This window comes from Amycolatopsis sacchari (genome assembly GCF_900114035.1).
GTDB classification, from domain to species: Bacteria; Actinomycetota; Actinomycetes; order Mycobacteriales; family Pseudonocardiaceae; genus Amycolatopsis_E; species Amycolatopsis_E sacchari.
Genome location: NZ_FORP01000009.1, coordinates 1 through 23,465, shown reverse-complemented (window position 1 = coordinate 23,465; position 23,465 = coordinate 1). Strand labels below are relative to the sequence as shown.

Annotated in this window: 16 protein-coding genes; 5 read left to right on the top strand and 11 right to left on the bottom strand. The window is 69.2% G+C overall.

Annotated elements, in window-relative coordinates; genetic code table 11:
* From treS to glgX (BMZ92_RS16935), 3 genes are all read right to left on the bottom strand, one after another.
* Positions 1-1,812: a maltose alpha-D-glucosyltransferase gene (treS, locus tag BMZ92_RS16945; protein WP_091508506.1), complete on the bottom strand. Its 1,812-nt coding sequence runs from the start codon at positions 1,810-1,812 to the stop codon at positions 1-3.
* Positions 1,813-1,912: 100 nt separating this feature from the next.
* Positions 1,913-3,892 carry an alpha-1,4-glucan--maltose-1-phosphate maltosyltransferase gene (locus BMZ92_RS16940; RefSeq protein WP_091508503.1) on the bottom strand — a complete coding sequence of 660 codons (1,980 nt, stop codon included), beginning with the start codon at positions 3,890-3,892 and terminating at the stop codon, positions 1,913-1,915.
* 195 nt (positions 3,893-4,087) lie between these two features.
* On the bottom strand, positions 4,088-6,211 hold the full coding sequence (glgX, locus tag BMZ92_RS16935) for a glycogen debranching protein GlgX (RefSeq protein WP_091508502.1): 2,124 nt from the start codon (positions 6,209-6,211) through the stop codon (positions 4,088-4,090).
* A 128-nt stretch (positions 6,212-6,339) separates the two neighbouring features.
* Here glgX (BMZ92_RS16935) and BMZ92_RS16930 point away from each other — a divergent pair, with 128 nt between their 5' ends.
* The 3 genes from BMZ92_RS16930 (at position 6,340) to BMZ92_RS16920 (ending at position 8,663) form a co-directional block, all read left to right on the top strand.
* Positions 6,340-6,900, top strand: coding sequence for a TetR/AcrR family transcriptional regulator (locus tag BMZ92_RS16930; protein ID WP_245783096.1), 561 nt, complete (start codon positions 6,340-6,342; stop codon positions 6,898-6,900).
* A gap of 87 nt (positions 6,901-6,987) precedes the next feature.
* Entirely contained in the window at positions 6,988-8,196 is a 1,209-nt protein-coding gene (locus BMZ92_RS16925; protein WP_091508495.1) for an acyl-CoA dehydrogenase family protein, read from the top strand.
* Positions 8,193-8,663 (top strand): flavin reductase family protein, encoded by a 471-nt coding sequence (locus BMZ92_RS16920; RefSeq protein ID WP_091508491.1) that lies wholly within the window; start codon positions 8,193-8,195, stop codon positions 8,661-8,663. The genes BMZ92_RS16925 and BMZ92_RS16920 overlap by 4 nt, the downstream gene beginning before the upstream one ends.
* A 10-nt stretch (positions 8,664-8,673) precedes the next feature.
* On the opposite strand, the gene treZ is transcribed toward BMZ92_RS16920, so the two are convergent.
* The 4 genes from treZ to malQ are packed head-to-tail and all read right to left on the bottom strand — an operon-like array spanning position 8,674 to position 16,706.
* Complete coding sequence (gene treZ, locus BMZ92_RS16915; RefSeq protein ID WP_091508486.1) at positions 8,674-10,389, bottom strand: malto-oligosyltrehalose trehalohydrolase; 1,716 nt, start codon at positions 10,387-10,389, stop codon at positions 8,674-8,676.
* Positions 10,389-12,632, bottom strand: coding sequence for a malto-oligosyltrehalose synthase (treY, locus tag BMZ92_RS16910; protein ID WP_091508483.1), 2,244 nt, complete (start codon positions 12,630-12,632; stop codon positions 10,389-10,391). Before treY ends, treZ begins: the two co-directional genes overlap by 1 nt.
* Positions 12,629-14,758, bottom strand: a complete 2,130-nt coding sequence (glgX, locus tag BMZ92_RS16905; RefSeq protein ID WP_091508479.1) for a glycogen debranching protein GlgX — start codon at positions 14,756-14,758, stop codon at positions 12,629-12,631. The genes treY and glgX (BMZ92_RS16905) overlap by 4 nt, the downstream gene beginning before the upstream one ends.
* A 10-nt stretch (positions 14,759-14,768) precedes the next feature.
* On the bottom strand, positions 14,769-16,706 hold the full coding sequence (gene malQ / locus BMZ92_RS16900; protein ID WP_091508475.1) for a 4-alpha-glucanotransferase: 1,938 nt from the start codon (positions 16,704-16,706) through the stop codon (positions 14,769-14,771).
* Positions 16,707-16,768: 62 nt separating this feature from the next.
* On the opposite strand from malQ, the gene BMZ92_RS16895 reads away from it, so the two are divergent.
* Positions 16,769-18,028 carry an alpha-amylase family protein gene (locus BMZ92_RS16895; RefSeq protein ID WP_091508472.1) on the top strand — a complete coding sequence of 420 codons (1,260 nt, stop codon included), beginning with the start codon at positions 16,769-16,771 and terminating at the stop codon, positions 18,026-18,028.
* 8 nt (positions 18,029-18,036) lie between these two features.
* On the opposite strand, the gene BMZ92_RS16890 is transcribed toward BMZ92_RS16895, so the two are convergent.
* Positions 18,037-18,954: an NAD(+)/NADH kinase gene (locus BMZ92_RS16890; RefSeq protein WP_091508467.1), complete on the bottom strand. Its 918-nt coding sequence runs from the start codon at positions 18,952-18,954 to the stop codon at positions 18,037-18,039.
* A 45-nt stretch (positions 18,955-18,999) separates the two neighbouring features.
* Between BMZ92_RS16890 and BMZ92_RS16885 the strand changes: the two genes are divergently transcribed.
* Positions 19,000-20,220, top strand: a complete 1,221-nt coding sequence (locus BMZ92_RS16885; RefSeq protein ID WP_091508463.1) for an MFS transporter — start codon at positions 19,000-19,002, stop codon at positions 20,218-20,220.
* A gap of 557 nt (positions 20,221-20,777) precedes the next feature.
* On the opposite strand, the gene BMZ92_RS16880 is transcribed toward BMZ92_RS16885, so the two are convergent.
* Genes BMZ92_RS16880 through BMZ92_RS16870 form a run of 3 tightly spaced genes read right to left on the bottom strand, consistent with a single transcriptional unit; the run spans position 20,778 to position 23,314 of the window.
* Positions 20,778-21,923: an amidohydrolase family protein gene (locus BMZ92_RS16880; RefSeq protein ID WP_091508461.1), complete on the bottom strand. Its 1,146-nt coding sequence runs from the start codon at positions 21,921-21,923 to the stop codon at positions 20,778-20,780.
* 41 nt (positions 21,924-21,964) lie between these two features.
* Complete coding sequence (locus BMZ92_RS16875) at positions 21,965-22,918, bottom strand: PDR/VanB family oxidoreductase (RefSeq protein ID WP_091508458.1); 954 nt, start codon at positions 22,916-22,918, stop codon at positions 21,965-21,967.
* A gap of 30 nt (positions 22,919-22,948) precedes the next feature.
* Entirely contained in the window at positions 22,949-23,314 is a 366-nt protein-coding gene (locus tag BMZ92_RS16870) for a Rieske (2Fe-2S) protein (protein WP_091508455.1), read from the bottom strand.
* Between the last annotated feature and the right edge of the window lie 151 nt (positions 23,315-23,465).

Sequence of the window (23,465 nt, the reverse complement as noted above, 5' to 3'; positions counted from 1 at the left end):
TCAGTCACCTCGCCTCGCCTTCGCGTCCTCGTCCAGCAGCTGGAACCAGTAGAAGCCGTGCCCTGGCAGCGTCAGCAGGTAAGGCAGTTCCCCGATGTCGGGGAACAACACACCACCGGTGAGTTCCATCGGCGTGCAGCCCTCGTGCTCGGCCAGGTTCAGCTCCACCGGCTGCGGGAACCGGGACAGATTGTTGACGCACAGCACCACGTCCTGCCGTCCGTCCGGCCGCACCCACGTCCGCTTGTAGGCCAGCACGCTCGGGTTGGACCCGCCGAGTTCGACGAACTCGCCCTCGGCGAACGCGTGGTGCTGCTTGCGCACCTCGATCATCCGGCGGGTCCAGTTGAGCAGCGAGGAAGCGCTGTCACGCTGCGCCTCCACGTTGATGGCCTGGTAGCCGTAGATGGGGTCCATGATGACGGGCAGGTAGATCCGGCCCGGGTCGCAGGAGGAGAAGCCCGCGTTCCGGTCCGGGGTCCACTGCATGGGCGTGCGGACCGCGTCGCGGTCACCCAGCCAGATGTTGTCGCCCATGCCGATCTCGTCACCGTAGTACAGGACGGGCGAGCCCGGGAGGGAAAGCAACAGGGCCGTGAACAACTCGAGCTGGTTCCGGTCGTTCTCCAGCAGCGGGGCGAGGCGTCTGCGGATGCCGATGTTGGCCTTCATCCGCGGGTCCTTGGCGTACTCGGAGTACATGTAGTCGCGTTCTTCGTCGCTGACCATCTCGAGCGTCAGCTCGTCGTGGTTGCGCAGGAAGATGCCCCACTGGCAGTTGTCGGGGATCTTCGGCGTCTGGGCCAGGATCTCCGAGATCGGGAAGCGCGACTCGCGGCGCACCGCCATGAAGATGCGCGGCATCAGCGGGAAGTGGAACGCCATGTGGCACTCGTCGCCGCCGGTGGCCGGGTCACCGAAGTACTCGACGACGTCCGAGGGCCACTGGTTGGCCTCGGCGAGCAGCACGCGGCCCGGGTACTCGTCGTCGACGACCTTGCGGCAGCGCTTGAGGAACTCGTGCGTGCGGGGGAGGTTCTCGCAGTTGGTGCCCTCCTGCTCGAACAGGTAGGGCACGGCGTCCAGGCGGAACCCGTCGATGCCGAGGTTGAGCCAGAACCGCAGGACGTCGAGCATCGCCTCCTGCACGGCGGGGTTCTCGTATTTGAGGTCGGGCTGGTGGCTGAAGAAGCGGTGCCAGTAGAACTGGCCGCGCACCGGGTCGTACGTCCAGTTCGAGGTCTCGGTGTCGACGAAGATGATGCGCGCGTCGGCGTAGCGGGAGTCGTCGTCGCTCCACACGTAGAAGTCGCCGTACGGGCCGTCGGGGTCGGTGCGGGACTGCTGGAACCACGGGTGCAGGTCCGAGGTGTGGTTGAGCACGAGGTCGGTGATCACGCGGATGCCGCGCTTGTGCGCCTCGTTGAGCAGGAAGACGAAGTCCTCGACGGTGCCGAACTCGGGCAGCACCGCGCGGAAGTCGGAGATGTCGTAACCGCCGTCGCGCAGCGGCGAGGCGTAGAAGGGCGGCAGCCACAGGCAGTCCACCCCGAGCCATTCGAGGTAGTCGAGCCTGCTCGCCAGCCCGCGCAGGTCGCCGGTGCCGTCCCCGTTGGAGTCGGTGAACGCGCGCACCAGCACCTCGTAGAAGACGGCGCCCTTGTACCACATGGGGTTCGCGGGCGCCTGCCTGGCCGACTGGAAGTCGTCGGCCTGCGGCTCGACCAGCATGCCCTCTTCGGTCAGTGCCTCACCGGTGTGCGGCACCCCCTCCAGTCCGAGGGCCGCGTCGGGCCGGGGTTCTTCGTCCATCACTCCACCTCGTCCCACCTGGAATCCGGGTACGTCCCATCCACCCCCGTGCGCCTCGCCGGCACGGGGGTGCCCACCTCGACTTGCTCGCGTTGTGGTGTCAGCCGGCCAGTCGTCGTTGCAGGCTCACCACGTGCGCCACGGCTCGCCAAGGTTCGAGCCGCACGTAGTTCGCCTGTCCCCAGTCCCAGGTCTCACCGGTGACCTCGTCGTGCGCGATCACGCGGTCGTACCAGTCGAAACCCAGCGCGGGCAGGTCGAGCCACAGGGTGCCCTCCTCCGCGCCGAACGGGTTGAGCGTCGCCACGACCACGACCGTGTCACCCGTGGCCGGGTCCTGCTTCGAGTACGCGATCAGCCCACCGTTGTCGATGTGGTGGAACCGCAGCGTGCGCATCTGCTGCAACGCCGGGTGCGCGCGCCGGATGGCGTTCAGCTTGGTCAGCCACGGTTCGAGCGAACGGCCCTCGGCGAGCGCCTTGCCGTAGTCCCGCGGGCGCAGCTCGTACTTCTCGGAGTTCAGGTACTCCTCGCTGCCCTCCCGCACGGGCTGGCACTCGTACAGCTCGAACCCGGAGTACACGCCCCACGACGGCGACATCGTCGCCGCCAGCGCCGCCCGCAACGCGAACATGCCCGGACCGCCGCGCTGCAGCGACTCGTGCAGGATGTCCGGCGTGTTGACGAACAGGTTCGGCCTGCCGACGTCCCAGTGGTCGACGAGGTCCTGGCCGAACTCGACCAGCTCGTCCTTACTGGTCCGCCACGTGAAATACGTGTAGCTCTGGGTGAAGCCCAGCTTCGCGAGCCCCCACAGCCGCGCGGGCCGGGTGAACGCCTCCGACAGGAACAGCACGTCCGGGTGCGCGTCCTTGACGGTGGCGATCAGCCAGGCCCAGAAGTCCGGCGGCTTGGTGTGCGGGTTGTCGACCCGGAAGATCCGCACCCCGTGCTCGACCCAGTGCAGCACGACGCGCAGCACCTCGTTGTAGATGGCCTGCGGGTCGTTGTCGAAGTTGAGCGGGTAGATGTCCTGGTACTTCTTCGGCGGGTTCTCCGCGTACGCGATCGTGCCGTCGGGGCGCATCGTGAAGAACTCGGGGTGCTTGAGCACCCAGGGGTGGTCCGGGGCGCACTGCAGGGCGAGGTCGAGCGCGACCTCCATGCCCAGCTCCTCGGCCCGCGCGACGAACGTGTCGAAGTCCTCGATCGTGCCCAGCTCCGGGTGGACCGCGTCGTGCCCGCCCTCGTCCGAGCCGATGGCCCACGGCGAGCCGACGTCGTGCTCCTCGGCGACGACGGAGTTGTTGCGGCCCTTGCGGTTCACGCGGCCGATGGGGTGGATCGGCGGGAGGTAGACGACGTCGAAGCCCATCCGCGCGATGCGGTCGAGCTCCTTCGTGGCGGTGGCGAACGTGCCGTGCACCGGCCTGCCCTCGGCGTCCCAGCCGCCGGTCGAGCGGGGGAAGAACTCGTACCAGGACCCGTAGGCGGCGCGCTCGCGGTCCACCCAGACCTTGACCGGCTTGCCCTTGGTGACCAGCTCGCGCACCGGGTACTCGTGCATCACGCGCTCGACGTCGTTGGACAACGCCGGCCCGACCCGTTCGGCGAGCAGCCGCACCGAGTCGCGCAGCGCGGCGGAGGCGCTGGCGAGCAGGGCGCGCTCGCGGCGGCGGTCGGGGCGGCGGGACACGCGGTCGAGCAGCTGCGCGCCGATCTCCAGGTCGTTGGACAGCTCCTCGGCGCCCTGCCCGGCCGCGATCTTCACCTTCACGTTGTGCCGCCACGTGGTCCACGGGTCGCTCCAGGCGTCCACGCGGAACGTCCACAAGCCCTCGCAGTCCGGCACGATCACCGCGGTGTAGCGGTCGAGCCCGGTGCCCTGCTCGGTCATCCGGGTGCGGCGGGCGACCCGGTCGTTCGGCCCGCGCCACGTGACGGTGGCGGCGAGCGCGTCGTGCCCCTCCCGCCACACGGTCGCGGAAACCGGAACGTGTTCTCCGACAACGGCTTTGGCCGGGTACTGGCCACAGCTCACCATCGGGGTCACGTCGTCGATGCCGAGCCGGCCCGTCATCGGCGCCCCTCTCCCTCAAAAGTGCGTGTGCGCTCAAAGCCGCAGCCATGCGCGGAAGGCTTGGTGGGACCGGGAACAGGTCCTCGGTAGGCGATACCCGGCTGCGGACGAGCGCAAACCTATCGGGTGTCACTTTCTGCCGTCGCGCGACTCCTGTCCAGAGCTCCCGGCGACTGGTAACCCAGGTGTCACCGATCAGCGGGGTGCGCGCAACAGGAGCAGCGATCGGGAGGGCAGGGTGAGGGTGTCCCCCGGCTTGAGCGGTTCCACCCGCGCGGGAGCGCCGTCGGCGCGGCTGGTGTCGAGCGTCGGCTTGAACGAGGGCCCGTACTCCTCGGCGGGCAGGGTGATCTCCACCGGCTCGTCACCGGAGTGCAGCCACAGCAGCCACGAGTGGTCGGGGATCAGCTCGCCCGCGCGGGTGCGGGACTGGCTGTTGGACCCGTCGATCCACATCCCGAGCGTGCGGCGGTCGTCGTCGAACCAGTCCTTCTCGGTCATCTCCGTGCCGTCGGGCCGCAGCCAGATCAGGTCGGGCTTGCCGGTGGGCGTCTTGCGGCCTTCGAAGAACTGCGGCTGGCGCAGCGCCGGGCTGTCCGCGCGCAGGTGGATGACGCGGCGGGCGAACGCGAGCATCGCCTCGGCCTCCTCGCCGCCCGCCCAGTCCACCCACGACGTCTCGTCGTCGAGGCAGTAGGCGTTGTTGTTGCCGTGCTGGGTGCGCCACAGGTCGTCACCCGCGACGATCATCGGGGTGCCGGTGGACAGCAGGAGCGTGGCGAGCAGGTTGCGGGCCTGCCGGGCGCGCAGCGCGTTGACCTCCGGGTCGTCCGTCGGGCCCTCGACCCCGCAGTTCCACGAGCGGTTGTCGTTGCTGCCGTCGCGGTTGTCCTCGCCGTTGGCCTCGTTGTGCTTGCCGTTGTAGGACACCAGGTCCCGCAGGGTGAAACCGTCGTGCGCGGTGATGAAGTTGATCGACTGCCACGGCCGCCGCAGGTTGTGGTCGTAGAGGTCGGACGAGCCGGACAGGCGGAACGCGAGGTCGTCGACGCGGAGCATGCCGCGCCAGAAGTCGCGCATCGTGTCGCGGTAGCGGCCGTTCCACTCGGCCCACTGCGCGCCGAAGTCGCCGACGCGGTAGCCCTCGCCGGTGACGTCCCACGGCTCGGCGATCAGCTTGCACCGGGACAGCACCGGGTCGGTGGTGATCGCGGTGAGCATCGCCGAGTCGCGGTCGAAGGCGCCGCCGTGGGGGCGGCCCAGCGTGCTGGCGAGGTCGAAGCGGAACCCGTCGACGCCCATCTCGGTGGCCCAGTAGCGCAGCGAGTCGGTGACCAGCCTGATCACGGTGGGGGAGCCCGCTTCGAGCGTGTTGCCGCAGCCGGTGAGGTCGAACCCGCCGCCGCGCGGGCCGTGCAGGTAGTACGCCGGTGCGTCGAGGCCGCGGAAGCTCAGCGTCGGCCCTTCGAAGCCGCCTTCGCACGTGTGGTTGAAGACGACGTCGAGGATCACCTCGATGTTGACCGCGTGCAGCGCGGCGACCATCGTGCGGAACTCCTCGACCTCGCGGCCGGGCTCGCTCGCGTACCCCGCGTGCGGGGCGAAGTAGCCCAGCGGGGAGTAGCCCCAGTAGTTGCGGCGGCCGGTGCGGACCAGGTACGGCTCCTCCGTGAACCAGTGCACCGGCAGCAGCTCCACCGCCGTGACGCCCAGGCGCACGAGGTGCTCGATGACCACCGGGTGCGCGATGCCGAGGTACGTGCCGCGCAGGTGCTCGGGGACGAACGGGTGCTGCTGCGTGAAGCCCTTGACGTGCAGCTCGTAGATCACCGACTCCTCGAACGGCACGTCGGGCTTGGTGCCCGTGTCCGGTCCGCCGTGCGAGCCGACGACCGACAGCGGGACGCTGCCCAGCGAGTCCACTTTGGAGGGGCGGCCGTGCATCGGGTCGCCGACGTAGCCCAGCGCGGCGTCCAGGTCGGTCAGCGCTCCGGTGATGTGGGTGGCGTACGGATCGACGAGCAGCTTGTTCGGGTTGCAGCGCAGACCGCGCTGCGGGGCGTACGGGCCGTGGACGCGGTAGCCGTACTTCTGGCCGGAGGTGACGCCGGGGACGAGGCCGTGCCAGACGCCGAAGGTGCGCTCGGTCAGCTCCACGCGGCGTTCGGAACCGTCGTCGGAGATCAGGCACACCTCCACCGCTTCCGCGACGTTGGAGGTCACGGCGAAACGGACGCCCCCTCCTTCGGGGTGGGCGCCCAGCGGGAACGGGCGGCCGGCGAGGACTCCGGTGTCGGCTTCGGTCGGTGGGATGGCCATCTCCCGATCTTCTCAGCCGACACCGACATTCCGCACATCCGCAGCTCAGGCGTTATTTTCGGAGGCGGTGGAGCCGGCCGTGGTTGACTGGGGACCGGAACGCGCCGTCCGGAACCGGAGGTCAGCCCGTGCGCACCGACGCGAGCCGCAACCGCAGCCGCATCCTGGAGGCCGCGCGAGAGCTCTTCGCCGCCACGGGGCCCGACGTCACGATGCGCGCGATCGCCCGGCGGTCCGGGGTCGGGGTCGCCACCCTCTACCGGCACTTCCCCACCAGGGAGGCGCTCATCGCCGCGGCCTTCGAGCAGGAGCTGGCGCACTGTGACCGGCTGACCGAGGAGGCGCTCGCCGATCCCGACCCGTGGCGGGCGCTGCGAGTGGTGGTGGACCAGGCCGTTTCCGGTCACCACGGCAAGCGGGGCTTTCCGCCGGACTTCCCGGACACGGGGGCGCGGGAGCGGATCCTGGGCAACGTCACCGAGCTGGTGCGCCGGGCCCAGGAGGCCGGAGCCCTGCGTGCCGACTTCATGACGGCCGATCTCGCCCTGCTGGTCCAGGCCAGCGACAGCGCCGCTTCCCCGGCCGCGGCGCGGCGCCTGGTCGCCTACCTCCTGCAGTCGTTCTCCGCCCGCACCGCCCCGCTGCCCGCGCCGGTGCCGGTCTCGCTGCTGGGCGTCGAGTTCGGCTGACCGGAAGGCGAGAAGCTCCCGCGCGCGCGTTTCTCGCTTCTTCCCGATCGGCCGGATCCGCGTCGTCACGCGATTAGCGTTTTCCCCATGACCACTCTCGAACGAGAAGACCTGGCCAAGGGCCGCGCGGAGGTGCTGGCGCGCGTGCGCGCCGTGCGTCCCGAAATGAGCGAGAACGGCGTCCGCGTCGACGCCGAGGGCATCGACGTCGCGGAGAACATGGAGCTGCTCCGCGAGACGGGCGTGAACCGGCTCAGCGTGCCGGCCGAGTACGGCGGTTTGTGGAGCGGTGGCATGTGGAGCGGCTGGCGTGACACGATCGAGGCGCTGGTGGAGATCTCCGCCGCCGACGGCTCGACCGGCATGTGCTGGACCAACAACGCGATCCACCCCCGCCGCCTGTTCACCGCCGAGCTGCCGGACGAAACCAAGGAACAGCTGGCCGACGAGCTGGTCAACGACGGCAGGCGCCTGGTCTCCTCCAACTCCGAGGCGGGCGCCAGGGGACCGGTGACCGGCAGGCGCGTGCCGGGCGGGATCGTGGTCAGCGGCACCAAGACGTTCAACACCAACAGCGGTGGCGGCGGCCGGGACCTCCTCGTGGTCGGGTTCGCGCTGCTCGGGCCCGACGCGGACCTCGCGACCGCGACGAGGCACGAAGCGCTGGTCCGGCTGGACGCGCCGGGGGTGCGGCAGGCGCACGACTGGGACAACATGGGCCAGCGCGGCACCCACAGCCAGACCATCACCTACGAGGACGTGTTCGTCCCCGACGGGTGGCACTTCGCGTCGACGCTGACCGACCCGAACGCGTTCGGCGCGGGCATGCTGGTCCACGCGGCGCTGATGCAGGGCATCGGCGAGGGCGCGTTCGACGCGGCCGTCGGCTACCTCCGCACGCTGAACCGCGGGAGCATGCCGAAGTTCCCCACCGCGCTGGAGGACCCGTTGATGCACCGCCAGCTGGGTGAGATGTCGAGCGAGCTGGCCGCCGCCCGCGCGTACCTGCTGAGCGTGGCGGCGTGGCTGGAGGAACCGGAGGTCGATCCGCGGGAGCTCACGATCCACGGGTTCCGGTCGAAGGTCGCGAGCAACCGGGTGAGCCTGGAGGTGACCGGGCGGATCCACGACCTCACCGGCGCCCGCAGCACCGCCAACCGCTACCGCTTCGACCGGTTCTGGCGCAACGCCAGGACCTTCGCCACGCACGACTCGATCGACGCGAAGAACGCGCTGATCGGGGCGTACGAGCTGTCGGGCGAGCTGCCGAACGTCCTCGACTACTTCCGGCTGTGAACATCGATGCCGGCGTGCTGCGTGCCGCCTTCGCGTGTTTTCCCAGCGGGGTCACCGCCATCGCCGGGCTGGTCGGCGGCAGGCCGGTGGGGATGGCGGTGAGTTCCTTCGCCTCGATCTCCCTCGAACCGCCGCTGATCGCCGCCTCGATCCAGCGGACGTCCACCACGTGGCCGCTCCTGCGTGGGGCCGCCGCACTGGGGGTGAGCGTGCTGGCCGAGGACCACGGGGAGCTGGGCAGGCGGTTGTCCGGGCCGGGGGACCGGTTCGCGGGAGTGGACTGGACCGCCGCGGAATCGGGGGCGGTCCTGATCGGCGGCGCGACCGCCCGGTTCGACTGCACCCTGCACCAGGAGGTGCCCGCGGGTGACCACGTGCTCGCCCTGCTGGCGGTCACGGCGGTCGAGTTCCGGCCCTCCGTCCCGCCGCTGGTGTTCCACGGCAGCCGCTTCCGGCGGCTCGCCTGAGGCACCCGGCTCAGTCGAGCAGTTCCACCAGCGCGAAGGTCTCCGGCGGCAGGGTGGCCGTGCCGCCGGTGGCCTTCGCCTCGCCCCAGGACAGCAGGACACGGGCGGTCTCACCGTCCAACGGGACGGTCACCGCGTCGGGGCCCAGGTTGCACGCCAGCCGCAGCGTGCCGCGGTACAGCAGCAGCCACGAGCCCTCCGCCCGCACCTCCAGGTGGTCGACGAACGGATCCGCGAGCGACGGCCACTCGCGCCGCAGCCGGATCAGCGAGCGGTACAGCTCCAGCACCTCCGCGTGCCCGGGCTCGCCCGCCTCGGACCAGCGCAGCCGCGAACGCTCGACCGTCGCCGGGTCGATCGGGTCCGGGACCTCCGCCTCGCCCCAGCCGTGCCGCGAGAACTCCCGGCGGCGCCCCGTCCGGACCGCCTCCGCCAGTTCCGGGTCGGGGAAGGACGCGAAGAACAGCCACGGCGTGCTCGCCGCCCACTCCTCGCCCATGAAGATCATCGGCGTGTACGGGGAGCAGAAGACGATCGCGGCCCCGCACGCGAGCCTGCCGGGGGAGACCGTCGCCGACAGGCGGTCGCCCGTCGCGCGGTTGCCGATCTGGTCGTGGTTCTGCAGGTACGCCAGGAACCGGTGGCCCGGCACCGTCCGCGTGTCCACCGGCCGCCCGTGCGTCCGGCCGCGGAACGACGACCACGTCCCGGCGTGGAAGAAGACCTCCTTCAGCGTCCGCGCCAGTGCGCCGGGCGCGGCGAAATCGGCGTAGTACCCGCTCGTCTCGCCGGAGAGCGCCACGTGCAGCGCGTGGTGCAGGTCGTCCGACCACTGCGCGTGCAGCCCGTACCCGTGCGCCTCGCGCGGCAGCACCAGCTTCGGGTCGTTGAGGTCGGACTCGGCGATCAACGTCAGCGGGCGGCACACCGCGGCGGACAGCGTTTCCACCTCACGGGCCAGCTCCTCCAGCAGGTGGGTCGCCCGCCGGTCGGCCAGCGCGTGCACCGCGTCGAGCCGCAGCGCGTCCACGTGGAAGTCCCGCAGCCAGCCCAGCGCGTTGTCGATCACGTACCGGCGGACCTCGTCGGAGCCCTCGCCGTCGAGGTTCAGACCAGGACCCCAGTCGTTCTGCCCCGCGAAGTACGGGCCGAACCGGTCGAGGTACGCGCCCGACGGGCCGAGGTGGTTGTAGACGACGTCGAGCACCACGGCCAGGCCGCGCGCGTGGCACGCGTCGACGAACCGCTTGAACCCGTCGGGCCCGCCGTACGGTTCGTGGACCGCACCCCACAGCACCCCGTCGTAGCCCCAGCCCGCGGTGCCGTCGAACGAGTTGACCGGCATGACCTCGACGAACGTGATGCCGAGGTCGACGAGGTGGTCCAGCCGCTCGATCGCCGAGTCGAACGTGCCGCCCTCGGTGAACGTGCCGATGTGCAGCTCGTAGATCACCCCGCCCGGCAGCGCCCGCCCCGTCCACGACCGGTCGGTCCACGGGAACGCGGAATGGTCGTACACGCGCGAAGGCCCGTGCACGCCTTCCGGCTGCCACCGCGAGCGCGGGTCCGGCAGCGCGTCCTCGTCGTCGCCGAGCAGGAACGCGTAGTCCGTGCCCGTCACGTCGGAGTACCACCAGTCGCCGTCGCGCAGGGTCATCTCGTGGTCGGCACCGTCGACCCGCACCCGGACGCGTTCCTGTCCCGGTGCCCACACGCGGAAAGCCATCAGTCTCCTCGAACCAGCAACGCCACGGGGTACCGCGACAGCAAACCGGACAGCTCGCCGACCGCAGCGGTACCCGTCAGGACGTCGGTCCACTCACCGGGGGGCAGGGGAAGTACGGTTTCGCGCCAGCCGCCCGCCGCCGCGAGCCCGACCGGCAGCCGCGTCGCGACGACGATCAGGCCGTTGCGCTCGAACGCGACCGCGTGTTCGGCCGCGGGGCCTTCGGCGTGCAGCCGCTTGTACCCGCGGAACAGCTCCGGGTGGTCCCGCCGCAGCGTGAGCGCCCGGTGCACGACCAGCAGCTTCGCCGCGCCGGTCTCGTCGACCTCGGGGAGCTCGCCCGCCTCGATCCGGTCGAGGACCTCCCGGCGCAACGCGTAGTCCACGGGACGCCGGTTGTCCGGGTCCACCAGCGAGAAGTCCCACAGCTCGGTGCCCTGGTACACGTCGGGCACACCCGGCGCGGTCAGCTGGATCAGCTTCTGGCCCAGCGAGTTGGACCAGCCCGGCCCCTTGATCCGCTCGACGAACTCCGCGACGCCCAGCGTGGTGTCGCCGAGCACCTGCTCGGGCCACGCCGCGACCGCCGCCTCGAACGCCTCGTCGTGGTCGGTCCACGTCGTGCGGATCTTGGCTTCCTTCGCGGCCTTGTCGAGGTAGTCCCGCAGGCGGTCGGCGGAGATCGGCCAGGCGCCGACGAGCGTCTGCCACGCCAGCAGGTTCAGCGACGGCTCGTCGATGCCGTGCTTGCCCGTCCACTCCTCGACCGCGTCGGCGAAGTCGTCCGGCAGCTCCGACAGCACCGCCAGCCGCGCGCGGACGTCCTCGGAACGCTTGGTGTCGTGGGTCGTCAACGTCGTCATCGCGGCCGGCCAGCCCGCTTCACGGGCGGTGGCGGAGGCGTAGAACTCCTCGACGCTCGTGCCGAAGTCCTCCGGCGAGCCGCCGACCTCGTTGAGCGCGGCGAAGCGGGTGTAGCGGTAGAACGTCGTGTCCTCGGTGCCCTTCGCGACGACCATGCCCGACGTCTGCTGGAACCGGGTCGCCAGCTCACCGTCCGGGTCGGCGCGCACCTGCCGGTCGATGACGTCCACAGTGGACGCCAGGTCGGGCCGCTTCGCCTTGACCCGCGCCACGGCCTGCGCCCAGTGGTCACCGCCCTCGGGCAGGTACGACCGGTACACCGGGAACGCGATCATCAGCTCCGCCACGGCGGCCGGGGCGTCGGGCGCGCCGACCAGCGCACCGATCCGCCGCATTTCGGCGACCAGGATCGTGTCCGTGACCAGCCGCCGGGCCTCCTCCTCGACCGCCCGGTAGTCGGGCGAACCGGCGAGCAGCGAGAACCGCGGCGCCCCGGCGGGATCGACGAAGATCCCGGCGATCTCCCGCAGCGCGTCGTACCCCGTCGTGCCGTCCACCGGCCAGCTCTGCGGCAGGTCCTCGCCGGGGTGCAGGATCTTCTCCACCACGAGCCACGCGCCCGGCGCCGCCTCACGCAGCCTGCGCATGTAGCCGCCCGGGTCGGCCAGGCCGTCCGGGTGGTCCACGCGCAACCCGGTCACATCCCCGTCGGCGACCCAGCGCAGCACCTCGCCGTGCGTGTCGGCGAACACCTCCGGCACCTCGACCCGCACCGCGGCGAGCGTGGTGATGTCGAAGAACCGGCGGTAGTTCAGCTCCGCGTTGCCACGGCGCCAGCCCACCAGCTCGTAGTGCTGCCGGTCGTGCACCTCCTGCGGCGTGCCGCCCTCGGTGCCCCGCGCGATGGGGAAGCGGTGGTCGTAGTAGACCAGCTCTTCCCCCTCGACCTTCAGCTCCGCGACCGCGTCGTCGTCGCCGAGCACGGGCAGCAGGATGCGGCCGCGGCTCCAGTCGATGTCGAAGTGGCCCGCGTACGCCGACTCGCGGCCGTTGCGCAGCACGTCCCACCACCACGGGTTCGCCTTGGCGACCTCGACCGACATGTGGTTGGGCACGATGTCGACCACGAAGCCGAGCCCGGCTTCCCGCAGTTTCGCGGCAAGCGCTTTCCGCGCCTCTTCGCCGCCCAGCTCCGGACGGGCCCGCGTCGGGTCGACCACGTCGTAGCCGTGCGTGGAGCCCGGGGTGGCGTCGAGCACGGGGGAGGCGTAGAGCGCGCCGACCCCCAGGCGGCGCAGGTAGCCGACCTGCGCCGCGGCGTCGGTGAACGTGAACTCGGGCCGCAGCTGCAGCCGGTAGGTGGAGCTCGGCGGCGTCATTCTTCGCTCTGCTCGACGCGCTGGAGCACCATCAGCGACCGCGCGGGCAGCGTGAGCTTCCCGCCCGCCGCGACGTCCGGCTCACCCGGTTCCTCGACGATCTCGCCCTTCGCGGTGTCGATCATGACCGCCCACCCCCCGCCGTACTCCTCGTCCGGCAACGTCCACTCGATGTCCTCGTAGTGCGCGTTGAACGCCATGAGGAACGAGTCGTCCTCCACCCGCATGCCGCGCTGGTCCAGGTCCGGGATGCCCTTGCCGTTGAGGAACACGACGACCGACTTGCCGAACGCGTCGTCCCAGTTCTGCTCCTTCATCTCCTGACCGGACGGGGTGAACCAGGCGATGTCCGCGACCTCGTCGCCCTTGCGGATCGGCCTGCCCTGGAAGAACCGCCGACGGCGGAACACGGGGTGGTTGCGGCGGAACTCCGTCAGCTTCCCGACGAAGTGCACCAGGTCGGCGTTGTGCTCCAGCAGCCGCCAGTCCACCCACGAGAGGTCGTTGTCCTGGCAGTAGGCGTTGTTGTTGCCCTGCTGCGTGCGGCCCAGCTCGTCCCCGTGCAGGAGCATCGGCACGCCCTGGGACAGCAGCAGCGTGGCGAGGAAGTTGCGGCGCTGCCGCTCGCGCAGCGCGTTCACCTCCTTGTCGTCGGTTTCGCCCTCGACGCCGCAGTTCCACGAGCGGTTGTCGTCCGCGCCGTCCTTGCCGCCCTCGCCGTTGGCCTCGTTGTGCTTTTCGTTGTACGACACCAGGTCGTGCAGCGTGAAGCCGTCGTGCGCGGTGACGAAGTTGATCGACGCGAACGGGCGGCGGCCGTCGTCCTGGTACAGGTCGGAGGAGCCGGTCAGGCGCGAGGCGAACTCGCCCAGCGTCGAGGGCTCGCCGCGCCAGAAGTCCCGCACCGTGTCGCGGTACTTGCCGTTCCACTCCGTCCACAGTGGAGGGAAGTTGCCGACCTGGTAGCCGCCGGGCCCGACGTCCCACGGCTCGGCGATCAGCTTCACCCGGCTCACCGTCGGGTCCTGCTGGACGAGGTCGAAGAACGTCGACAGCCGGTCCACGTCGTAGAACTCGCGCGCCAGCGTGGCCGCGAGGTCGAACCGGAACCCGTCCACGTGCATCTCGGTGACCCAGTACCGCAGCGAGTCCATGATCAGCTGCAGGGTGTGCGGGTTGCGGACGTTGAGCGAGTTCCCGGTGCCCGTGTAGTCCATGTAGTACTTCGGCTCGTCGTCGACCAGCCGGTAGTAGGCCTGGTTGTCGATGCCGCGCATGGACAGCGTCGGGCCGAGGTGGTTGCCCTCGGCGGTGTGGTTGTAGACCACATCGAGGATGACCTCGATGTTCGCCTCGTGCAGGGCGCGGACCATGCCCTTGAACTCCTGCACCTGCCCGGCCTGCTCGGGCAGCGCGGCGTAGGCCTCGTTCGGTGCGAAGAAGCCGATCGTGTTGTAGCCCCAGTAGTTCGCCAGTCCCTTCTCGACGAGGCCGTGGTCGGTGATGAACTGGTGCACCGGCATCAGTTCGATCGCCGTGACGCCGAGCTTCTGCAGGTGCTCGATGACCGCGGGGTGCGCCAGCCCGGCGTAGGTGCCCCGCAGCCGTGGCGGCACCTCGGGGTGGTTCATCGTCAGGCCGCGCACGTGGGCCTCGTAGATGACCGTTTCGTTGTAGGGCGTGCGCGGCGGGCGGTCGTCGGCCCAGTCGAAGAACGGGCTGACCACGGTCGAGAGCGGCACGTGGCCCGCCGAGTCGGCGTCGTTGCGCTCCTCCGGGGAGCCGAAGGGGTAGCCGAACAGCGACTCGTCCCAGTCGACCGCACCCGAGATCGCCTTGGCGTACGGGTCGATCAGCAGCTTGTTCGGGTTGCAGCGCAGACCTTTTTCCGGCTCGTACGGGCCGTGCACGCGGTAGCCGTAGCGCTGGCCGGGGCCGACGCCGAGCAGGTAACCGTGGTGGACGAAACCGTCGACCTCGGGGAGGGTGATCCGCTCCTCCTTGCCCTCCTCGTCGACGAGGCAGAGCTCCACGCGGGTCGCGGCCTCCGAGAACAGGGCGAAGTTGGTCCCGACCCCGTCGTAGGTGGCACCGAGCGGGTAGGGCGTTCCGGGCCAGGGCGGCAACTTGGTCTCCTCAGCGGTTCAGCGGGCGCGCGGCCCGCAGGGTGGCGACCAGACGGCGTACGCCGGGGTCGGCGAAGAACTCGTCGACGGTGACGGGCAAGGGTATCCGCCAGTTCGGGTATTCATCGACCGTGCCGGGCAGGTTGGGCTGGCGGCGCTCGCCGACGACGTCGGCGGGTGCGGTCAGCAGCAGGCGGGAGGACGCCGACGCGAGCAGGGTGTGCAGCGCCGCCACCCTGTCTTCGGTCGGAATCCCTTGCTGGACGAGGAAGTTCGTCAGATCCGTGCGCTCCTCCTCAGCTGCCGAGTACTCCCGCTCGGCCGGACCGTCGAGCAGGCCCAGCTCCGCCCGCACCCGCACGTGCTCGGCCGTGAGCCACCCGGCCACCGTCGGCAGGTCGTGCGTGGTGATGCTGGCCATGGACTCAGGGTCCCACTTCCCCGGCGGGACAAACGGGTGTCCCGGCGTGTCGTAGTCGCGTTGGAACCACAGCACGGCGGAGGAGAGCATGCCGCGTTCGTGCATCGTCTCGGTCACCTCGTCCTCGACCGTGCCGAGGTCCTCACCGACGACGACCGCACCGGCCCGGTGCGCTTCGAGCGCGAGGATGCCCATCATCGCTTCGGCGTCGTAATGCACGTACGTGCCGCGAGACGGCGGCTCGCCCGGCGGGATCCACCACAGCCGCCACAACCCCGCGACGTGGTCGATGCGCACGCCGTCCGCATACTGCAGCACACCCCGCAACACGTCGCGGAACGGCGCGTAACCGAGTTCGGCGAGCCGGTCCGGCCGCCACGGCGGCAGGTTCCAGTCCTGTCCCTGCTGGCTGAAGGCGTCGGGCGGGGCGCCGACCGTGACCTTCGCGGCGAAGGCGTCCCCGAGCGCCCAGGTGTCGGCGCCACCGGGGTGCACGCCGACGGGCATGTCGTGCACCACGCCGACCGGCATGCCGCCGTCATGGGCCGCCTGCCGTGCGGCGTCGAGCTGCTCGCGGCACAGGTGCTGCAGCCAGGCGTGGAAGGCGATGCGCTCGGCCAGTTCCTCACGCGCCTTCGCGACTTCAGCGCTGTCGCGGTCCCGCAGCGGCGCGGGCCAGTCGCGCCAGTCCGGGCCGTGCCGCTCGGCCAGCGCGCAGAAGGTGGCGAAATCGCGCAGCGCCGGGTCCGGTTCGGCGGTTTCCTGTGGCCACAGGAGTTCGAGCGCGGCGAGTTTCGCGTCCCACACGGCGTCGTAGTCGATCAACTCGGTGTCGTTGTCCGGTTTCAGCGCCAGCACGCGTTCCCTGGTCGCCTCGTCCGCTTCCGCAAACGCTTTCGTGTCCGTGACCCGCAGGTACAGCGGGTTCGCGAAGCGGCGGCTGGACGGGGAGTACGGCGAACGCTCGACCGGGTGCGTCGGGCTGATCGCCTGCACCGGGTTCACCAGGAGCACGCCGGCGCCCAGCTCCTCCGCCGAACGACGGGCCACCACGGCGAGGTCCCCGTAGTCGCCCATGCCCCACGACCCGGCCGAGCGCAGCCCGTACAGCTGGAGCATCCAGCCCCACGCGGGCGGCACGTCGGGCAGCCGGTCCGGGACCACGGCGAGCACGACGTCCTGGTCCTCGGTGACCACCCGGTGCCAGCCCAGCGGCAGGTCCCCCGGGATCGTCCCGTCGATTTCGCGGCGGGTGCCGTCCTCCAAACGCAGTAACGCCGGGCCACCCGCGTCGTGCTCGGTACCGGCCCGGAGTACGAGCGTCGGCGGCAGCGCGGTACGTTCTCGTGCCTCGCGGACGGCTGCCAGTTCGCGCTCGATGCTCTCGGGCGTCGAAGCGTCGACACCGAACTGGGCGAGTACGGCGATCACGACATCGGCGTCGACGACGACCTCGCGTTGTTCCGAGTTCTCGTAACGGGTAGCCACCCCGTAGGCGTCGGCGAGGGAGACGAGGTCCTGATCCACCCGTAAAGCATCGCGGTCGGCGGCGAACGGCGCTACCGATAGGTCTGAGACGAGGAGCACGCATGATCCAGTGGGCGGAACACGCGATCTTGTGGCACGTCTACCCGCTGGGGTTCACCGGTGCGCCGCGGGCCGCCGCCGACGGTGCCGTCCAGCACCGGCTGCGGCGGGTCGCCGACTGGCTGGACTACGCGGTGGAACTGGGCTGTTCGGGGCTGCTGCTCGGCCCGGTCTTCGCCTCCGAAACCCACGGCTACGACACGATCGACCACTTCCGCGTCGATCCGCGGCTGGGCGACGAGCAGGACTTCGACCGCCTGGTCGCCGCCGCGCGGGAGCGGGGGCTGCGCCTCGTGCTGGACGGGGTGTTCAACCACGTCAGCCGCCGCTTCGCGCAGGGCGGCGATTGGTTCCGGCGTCGCGGCGACGGGACGTACGACGTCTTCGAGGGGCACCGGCACCTCGTCGCGCTCGACCACGAGCGGCCGGAAGTGGCGGCGTACGTGACGCGGGTGCTCAGCCACTGGCTCGACCGGGGCGTGTCGGGTTGGCGGCTCGACGCCGCGTACGCCGTGCCGCCCGAGTTCTGGGCGAAGGTCGTGCCGCCGGTGCGCGAACGCCATCCCGACGCGTGGTTCCTCGGGGAGGTGCTGCACGGCGACTACGCCGCGTACGTCGAGCGCAGCGGGCTGGACTCGGTCACGCAGTACGAGCTGTGGAAGGCGACCTGGAGTTCCCTCAACGACGGCAACTTCTTCGAGCTGGCCTGGGCGCTGAAGCGGCACGTCGCGATGCTGGACACCTTCGTGCCGCAGACGTTCATCGGCAACCACGACGTGACCCGCCTGGCGACGCGGCTCACCGACGAGCGGCACTTCGCGCACGCGCTCGTGCTGCTGATGACGCTCCCCGGGGTGCCGAGCATCTACTACGGGGACGAGCAGGCGTTCCGCGGGCTGAAGGAGGAACGCGAGGGCGGCGACGACGCGATCCGCCCCGCGTTCCCGCGCGACCCGAGCGAGCTGGCGCCGTTCGGCTGGCCGACTTACCGGCTGCACCAGCGGCTCGTCGGCATGCGGCGCCGCCACCCCTGGCTCGTGCGGGCGCACACGTCGGTCGAGCACCTGACGAACCGCGCGCTGGCGCTGCGCTCGACCGCGCCCGAGGGCGAGGTGCTGACGCTGCTCAACATCGGCGACGAGCCGTACCGGTTCCCCCTGGACGTCACGGGCTTCTCGGTGATCGCCACGCCGTCAGCGGGGGAGGGGCCGGGTTCGCTCGTGCCGGGGCACGGCTGGCTGGTGCTGGGCAGGAGCAGGTAGCCGGCCGGTCAGGACTTCCACTTCCCGGGAGGCGCCTGGTCCAGCCGTTTGCGCAGGTGCTCGGGCACGAGGTCGAGCAGCTGGTCCGGCCGCAGCGGCAGGTCGAGCAGGCTCAGCTTGACGCGGCTGCGGCTCGCGTGCTCACCGGCGGAGAGCCGCACGACCCTCGCCGCGTCCTGGAGCAGGTGCGCGGTGAGCACGCCGTCCACGGCCAGCGACCCCGCCTCCGTGCCGTCGACCTCCAGCCCGGCGGTCGCGCTGTCCGGGGCGACGTGCAGCCGGACCTCGTCGCTCGGGCCCAGCACGATCGGGCGGCTCACGCCCGCCATCGGCGCGACCGGGGTGACCACGAGCGCGGGCGCGGACGGCGAGAGCACCGGGCCGCCCGCCGCGTAGTTGTAGGCCGTCGAGCCGGTGGGCGTCGCGACCACCACGGCGTCACAGCGGTAGTAGCCGAACCGCTGACCGTTGACGGTCAGGTCCACCGACAGCGCGCCCCGGCCGCGCCGGGCCAGCACGAGGTCGTTGAAGGCGGCGTGCTCGGCCGGTTCGGTGGTGACCAGGCAGCTGTGCGGTTCGATCGTGAACTCCTCACGCACCAGCTGTTCCAGCGCGGCCGCCAGCCCGTCCGGCGGGATCTCGACGAGGAAGCCGAGGTTGCCGTGGTTGACGCCGAGCACCGGCACCGGTCTGCCGACGACCAGCCGCAGCGCGCCGAGCATCGTGCCGTCACCGCCGAGGCTGATGATCCCGTCCGCCTGTTCGGCGAGCTCCTCGTCGGGCACCGCTTCGGCCTCCGGCACCAGCGCCGCCTGGGAGGCCTGGACCAGCACGCGCGAGCCGTGTGCGCGGGCGTAGCGGAGGATCGTGTGCACCGACGACTGGACCGGTTTGCTCGGGTGCACCACGAGCCCGATCGTTCCCATCCCCACGACGGCGACTATAGGCGCCGAAAACCCCTGGCGGCCGCCATGATCGGCTGGCAGGGTGACCCGGTGCTGCTCGACCTGGCGCCGTTGCGCACCTCCCGCCCGTTCCGCCGGTGGTGGACCGGCCGCACGTTCTCCGGTTTCGGCAGCCAGATGACGCTCGTCGCGGTGCTGTACCAGGTGTGGGAGTCGACGCACAGCACCGTGTGGACGGGGGCGGCGGCGCTCGCGCAGGCGGTGCCGATCCTCGCGTTCGGGCTGTTCGCCGGCACCCTCGTGGACCGCGTCGACCGGCGGAAGTACTACCTGTGCACGCTGACGGGACAACTCGTCTGCTCGGTGGTGCTCGCGGTGCAGGGGTTCGCCGGGCAGCTGCCGGTGCCGGTGCTGCTCGCGGTGGTAGTGGTCCAGTCCACTTTCGTCGCGGGCGGCGGGCCCGCCGCGCGGACGTTCGCGCCGAGCCTGCTGCCCCGCACGCAGGTCGGCGCCGGGCTCGCGCTGAACCGCATCTCCTTCCAGGGGGCGATGTTGCTGGGGCCCGCGCTGGCCGGTGTCGTCCTCGGCTGGGCGGGCGTCGGCGGCTGCTACGCCGTGGACGCCGGCACGTTCCTCCTGGCGTTCTACGGCGTTTTCGGGCTGCCCCCGATGCGTCCCGACGGGGAGCCGTCGCGGCCGGGGTTGCGCGGGGTGGCCGACGGGCTGGCGTTCCTGGTGCGGGAACCAGCGGTGCGGGGTGCGCTGCTGACGGACCTGGCCGCGATGGTGCTGTCGATGCCGACAAGCCTGTTCCCGCTGATCAACGAGGAACGCTTCGGCGGCAACCCGCACACCCTGGGCCTGTTCATGAGCGCGATCGCACTGGGCGGTGTGCTGGCGTCGGTGTTCTCGGGCACGTTCACGCGCCTGCGGCCGGGACCGGTGATGCTCGCGGGCTCGGCGGGCTGGGGTGTCGCGCTCGTGGTGTTCGGGCTCGTGCCGAACGCGTGGCTCGGGCTGGGCTGCCTCGTGCTGGCGGGCGCGGCAGACACCGTGTCCGTCGTGTCGCGCGGCACGGTGGTCCAGTTGAACACCCCGAACTCGATGCTGGGCAGAGTCGGGGCGGCGGAGCAGATCGTGGGCCTGGCGGGTCCCGACGTGGGGAACCTGCGGGCGGGCCTCGTCGCGGATGCCACCTCCGGCGCGGTGGCCCTCGTGACGGGCGGGGTGCTGTGCGTGCTGGCGGTCGCGCTGGTCGCGTGGCGGACACCGGCGCTGCGCGAGTGACCCCGCGGTGCCGCTGCACACTGGCGAAGCCCCGACGGGAGGAATACGAGGTGCTCCCCGATGCGGCTTTGCCTTGAGGTAGCCGTCCGTCGTGCCTGTGCCGGTCACCGGGAGCAGCGACACCGCAGGTGGCGCCCCAGGCTGTGGTTATGGCCCGACGCTGTCCCTGCTGGCAGCTCGTGTCGGTGCGTTCGACGAGCAAAGGTGGTCCGCGAGCGTGCCACGCCGGCCACCAGCGTCCAGACAACGGTTTCGCCGACCTCAAGGGTGGCGCACACTCGGGACCGCTACCGGGCCCGACGGCGCAAGGCCCACACGGCCAGAGTCATGGCACCTGCCCTCCTGCCTGTTCGACCTGCCGCGACCGTCACACGGAAACCTCCGTGGGCACGACTTCTTGAGGTCGCATCGGCGTTCTTCGGGCTTGGGTGCGGTTGCCCCTACTGCAGCTTCAGTTTGCACCCAGCGTTTTGTTTGCGAGCGGGTACAAGTCGGGAGTAGAAAGTGGTAGACGACCGGACGAGAACAAGCCCAGCACTTAAGCCGGTTGAAAACAATCATTCGATAACCGTGGCATAGGACGTACTGTCGTCCTTACTTTCGGTTTTCTTTGTCCGCTGCCAAGTTGGTTCAGTGCGCGCTGGCGCGGTGTGCAACTGATATAACTCGGCGGCAGTGCCTCCGAAAATCCTGGCTCGCATAGCTGGATCAAGGCGCCGCAGAACGAGTCTGGGATCGTCGTTGTCCCAATGGGGGTAGTCCGACGAGAACATGACAGTCTTTTCGGCTGAGATCATCGACAAGATTTGTTCAAGCTCCGCTGGCTTTGCGGGTTCTTCGATAGGCTGGGTAGTAAATCGAATGTGTTCAACGATATACTCGGAAGGAAGGCGTTTAAGCCAAGGAGTCGTATCACGAAGCGCTTTGTAGTTTTTATCCATGCGCCACATGAGGTGGGGTAGCCAAGCCAGGCCTCCTTCGACGCCGACGAACTTGAGGGTTGGGAACTTCTCGAAGACGCCTTCGCATATCAAACTGTTAATTTGTGCCATATAGGTTATCGGAAGGATGTTGTGCCACTCCAGATAGCGTGACGGGTAACCGACAGGAGTGGGGGGCCACGCTGTGCCGGCGCCCTCCGTGCCCGGGTGGACGGCTACCGGCAAGTCGAACTCGGCTGCGGCCTCGTATATTGCATGGTACTGGCGCTGCCCGTATGGCGCGCGGGACACGCTGCTCATCAGCACCTGAACCATGTCAGGGTGCGAGCCAACGCGACGAATTTCGCGAGCCGCTGCCTCTGGGTCGTTCGAGTTGACGGCTACAGATCCTTTGAAGCGTGCGGACACAGGTAACCACGAATCCAGTAGACAATCGTTGTACGCGGACGCGAGCGCGTTCGCGTAGTCTGGATCCGGAATCATTGGAAGAACAGGTGGCAACAGTATCGCGTAATCGATATCATACCGGTCGAGATGGTCCGTTACCATGAATTCTGGGTCGCTTCCAGGTAATCGTCCATCTGGTGTCCAAGCGTCACGTCGCGGGACGCCTCGAGGATTTCCTTCGTGCGCAGCGCCTACTCCCATAGCTATTCGTTTCCATCGTTCACCCCATACTCTGGGCAAATATGCGGAGAGGTCGCCGAGATGAGGATGCACATCGGTGTCGATCAACAGGTTCGTTGCTGCTTCTGCGGGCATGCCTCGTGCCTCCAATGGGATTGTCTGAACGACAGGTAATTCTATATGTCCAGGACGATCAGGGGTGTCTTTGCGCGTCCAACGCAGATCATCATGCGCTCGTTGCTTGCGCGTTCTTCATCGGACAAATAATCGTCGTGATGGTCGGGCACACCTTCGAGAACTCGAGTTTCGCAGGTGCCGCAGTACCCGTCCTCGCAAGAGGATGGCACATCTGCTACAACCTCGCGCACCGCTTCGAGTATGCTTTGTTCAGGGCGCACGAATACGGAGAATCCGCTCCTTGCCAGTCGGACCTCGAAAGTACTCGAGCTGTCCGATGTAGGGAACCCGCTCGCGGTGAATCGTTCCGTGTACAGGTTATCTTTCCTTGAGAAGTGGTTGCATAGTTCATTGACGGCCTGGATCAGGCCTGCAGGGCCGCAGCAGTAGATGGCGGTTTCGTGAGCGGTGGAGGAGAGAATGGTAGGAAGATCGAGGAGACCGCACTCGTCTTCAGGAACGATCAGGGTAGTTCCGTTCATACGTTCCAGTTCGCCGAGAAACGCCATCGTTGATCTGGAGCGGCCGCCGTAGTGCAACGTCCATGGTTTCCTTATTGCATCCAAGTGGCGTACCATGGAGAGTATTGGTGTGATTCCGATACCACCGGCTAAAAATACATAGTCGCTCGCTTCGACGAGCGGGAACTTGTTGCGCGGGTGGCGTATCGCGAGGACTGTTCCCACGGGAACCGCGTCATGTATCTCTATGGAGCCGCCGCGGCTATTCGGATCTCGCAATACCGCAATGGTGTAATTATTCTCGCCTGTGCCGCAGAGCGAATATTGGCGGATGACGCCCGATGGTAGCCTGACGTCGATGTGAGCGCCGGGTGCCCATGGGGGCAGTGCAGCATCACTTGCGGGAGAAAGCGCTAAAGAAATAACATTTTCTGCCTCTTGCCGTCGTTCGCTGACTACGGTGTCGAAAAAAGAATTCGAGTGTCCAGTCATAGCCTGCTTCTCGCTGCCGGTTGGGGCTGTTCAACGCGCAGCGACGTAAACGTCATCGCCGTGAATCTCGACCGAGTACTGCCTCAGCCGGGCACGTGAACCGACAGCCAAGTGTTCCCCTGTCCGCAGATCGAACTCCCACCCGTGCCAGGGGCACTGCAAAATCTCGCCATCTCGCCCGTATTCGTACTGGTATACCCCCGACGGCAGCGTCGTGCCTGCAACGGTGCCCTTGCAGACCGGAGCGGCGAAGTGTGGACACACGTTTCGCCAGGCGACTAGCTCCGAGCCGACCCGAAAAATGCCGATCTCGGTACCGTTCACGGTGACAACGAGGGAGCCGGTCTCGGGAATCTCGTCCACGCGAGCGACGCGTTGGAGGTTCGTTCCGACCACAGTGCTGACCTATCTTTCGCATCCCGCATACGGGGTGGCCTTGGCTACGAGCTATAAGAGATCAGTTCAGAATGAGCTTGCGTAGGCAGATGATTGAGCAGGCCACGCTGAGGATGGCCTGGTGGACATCGGCTCGGCGTTCAGTGCGGAG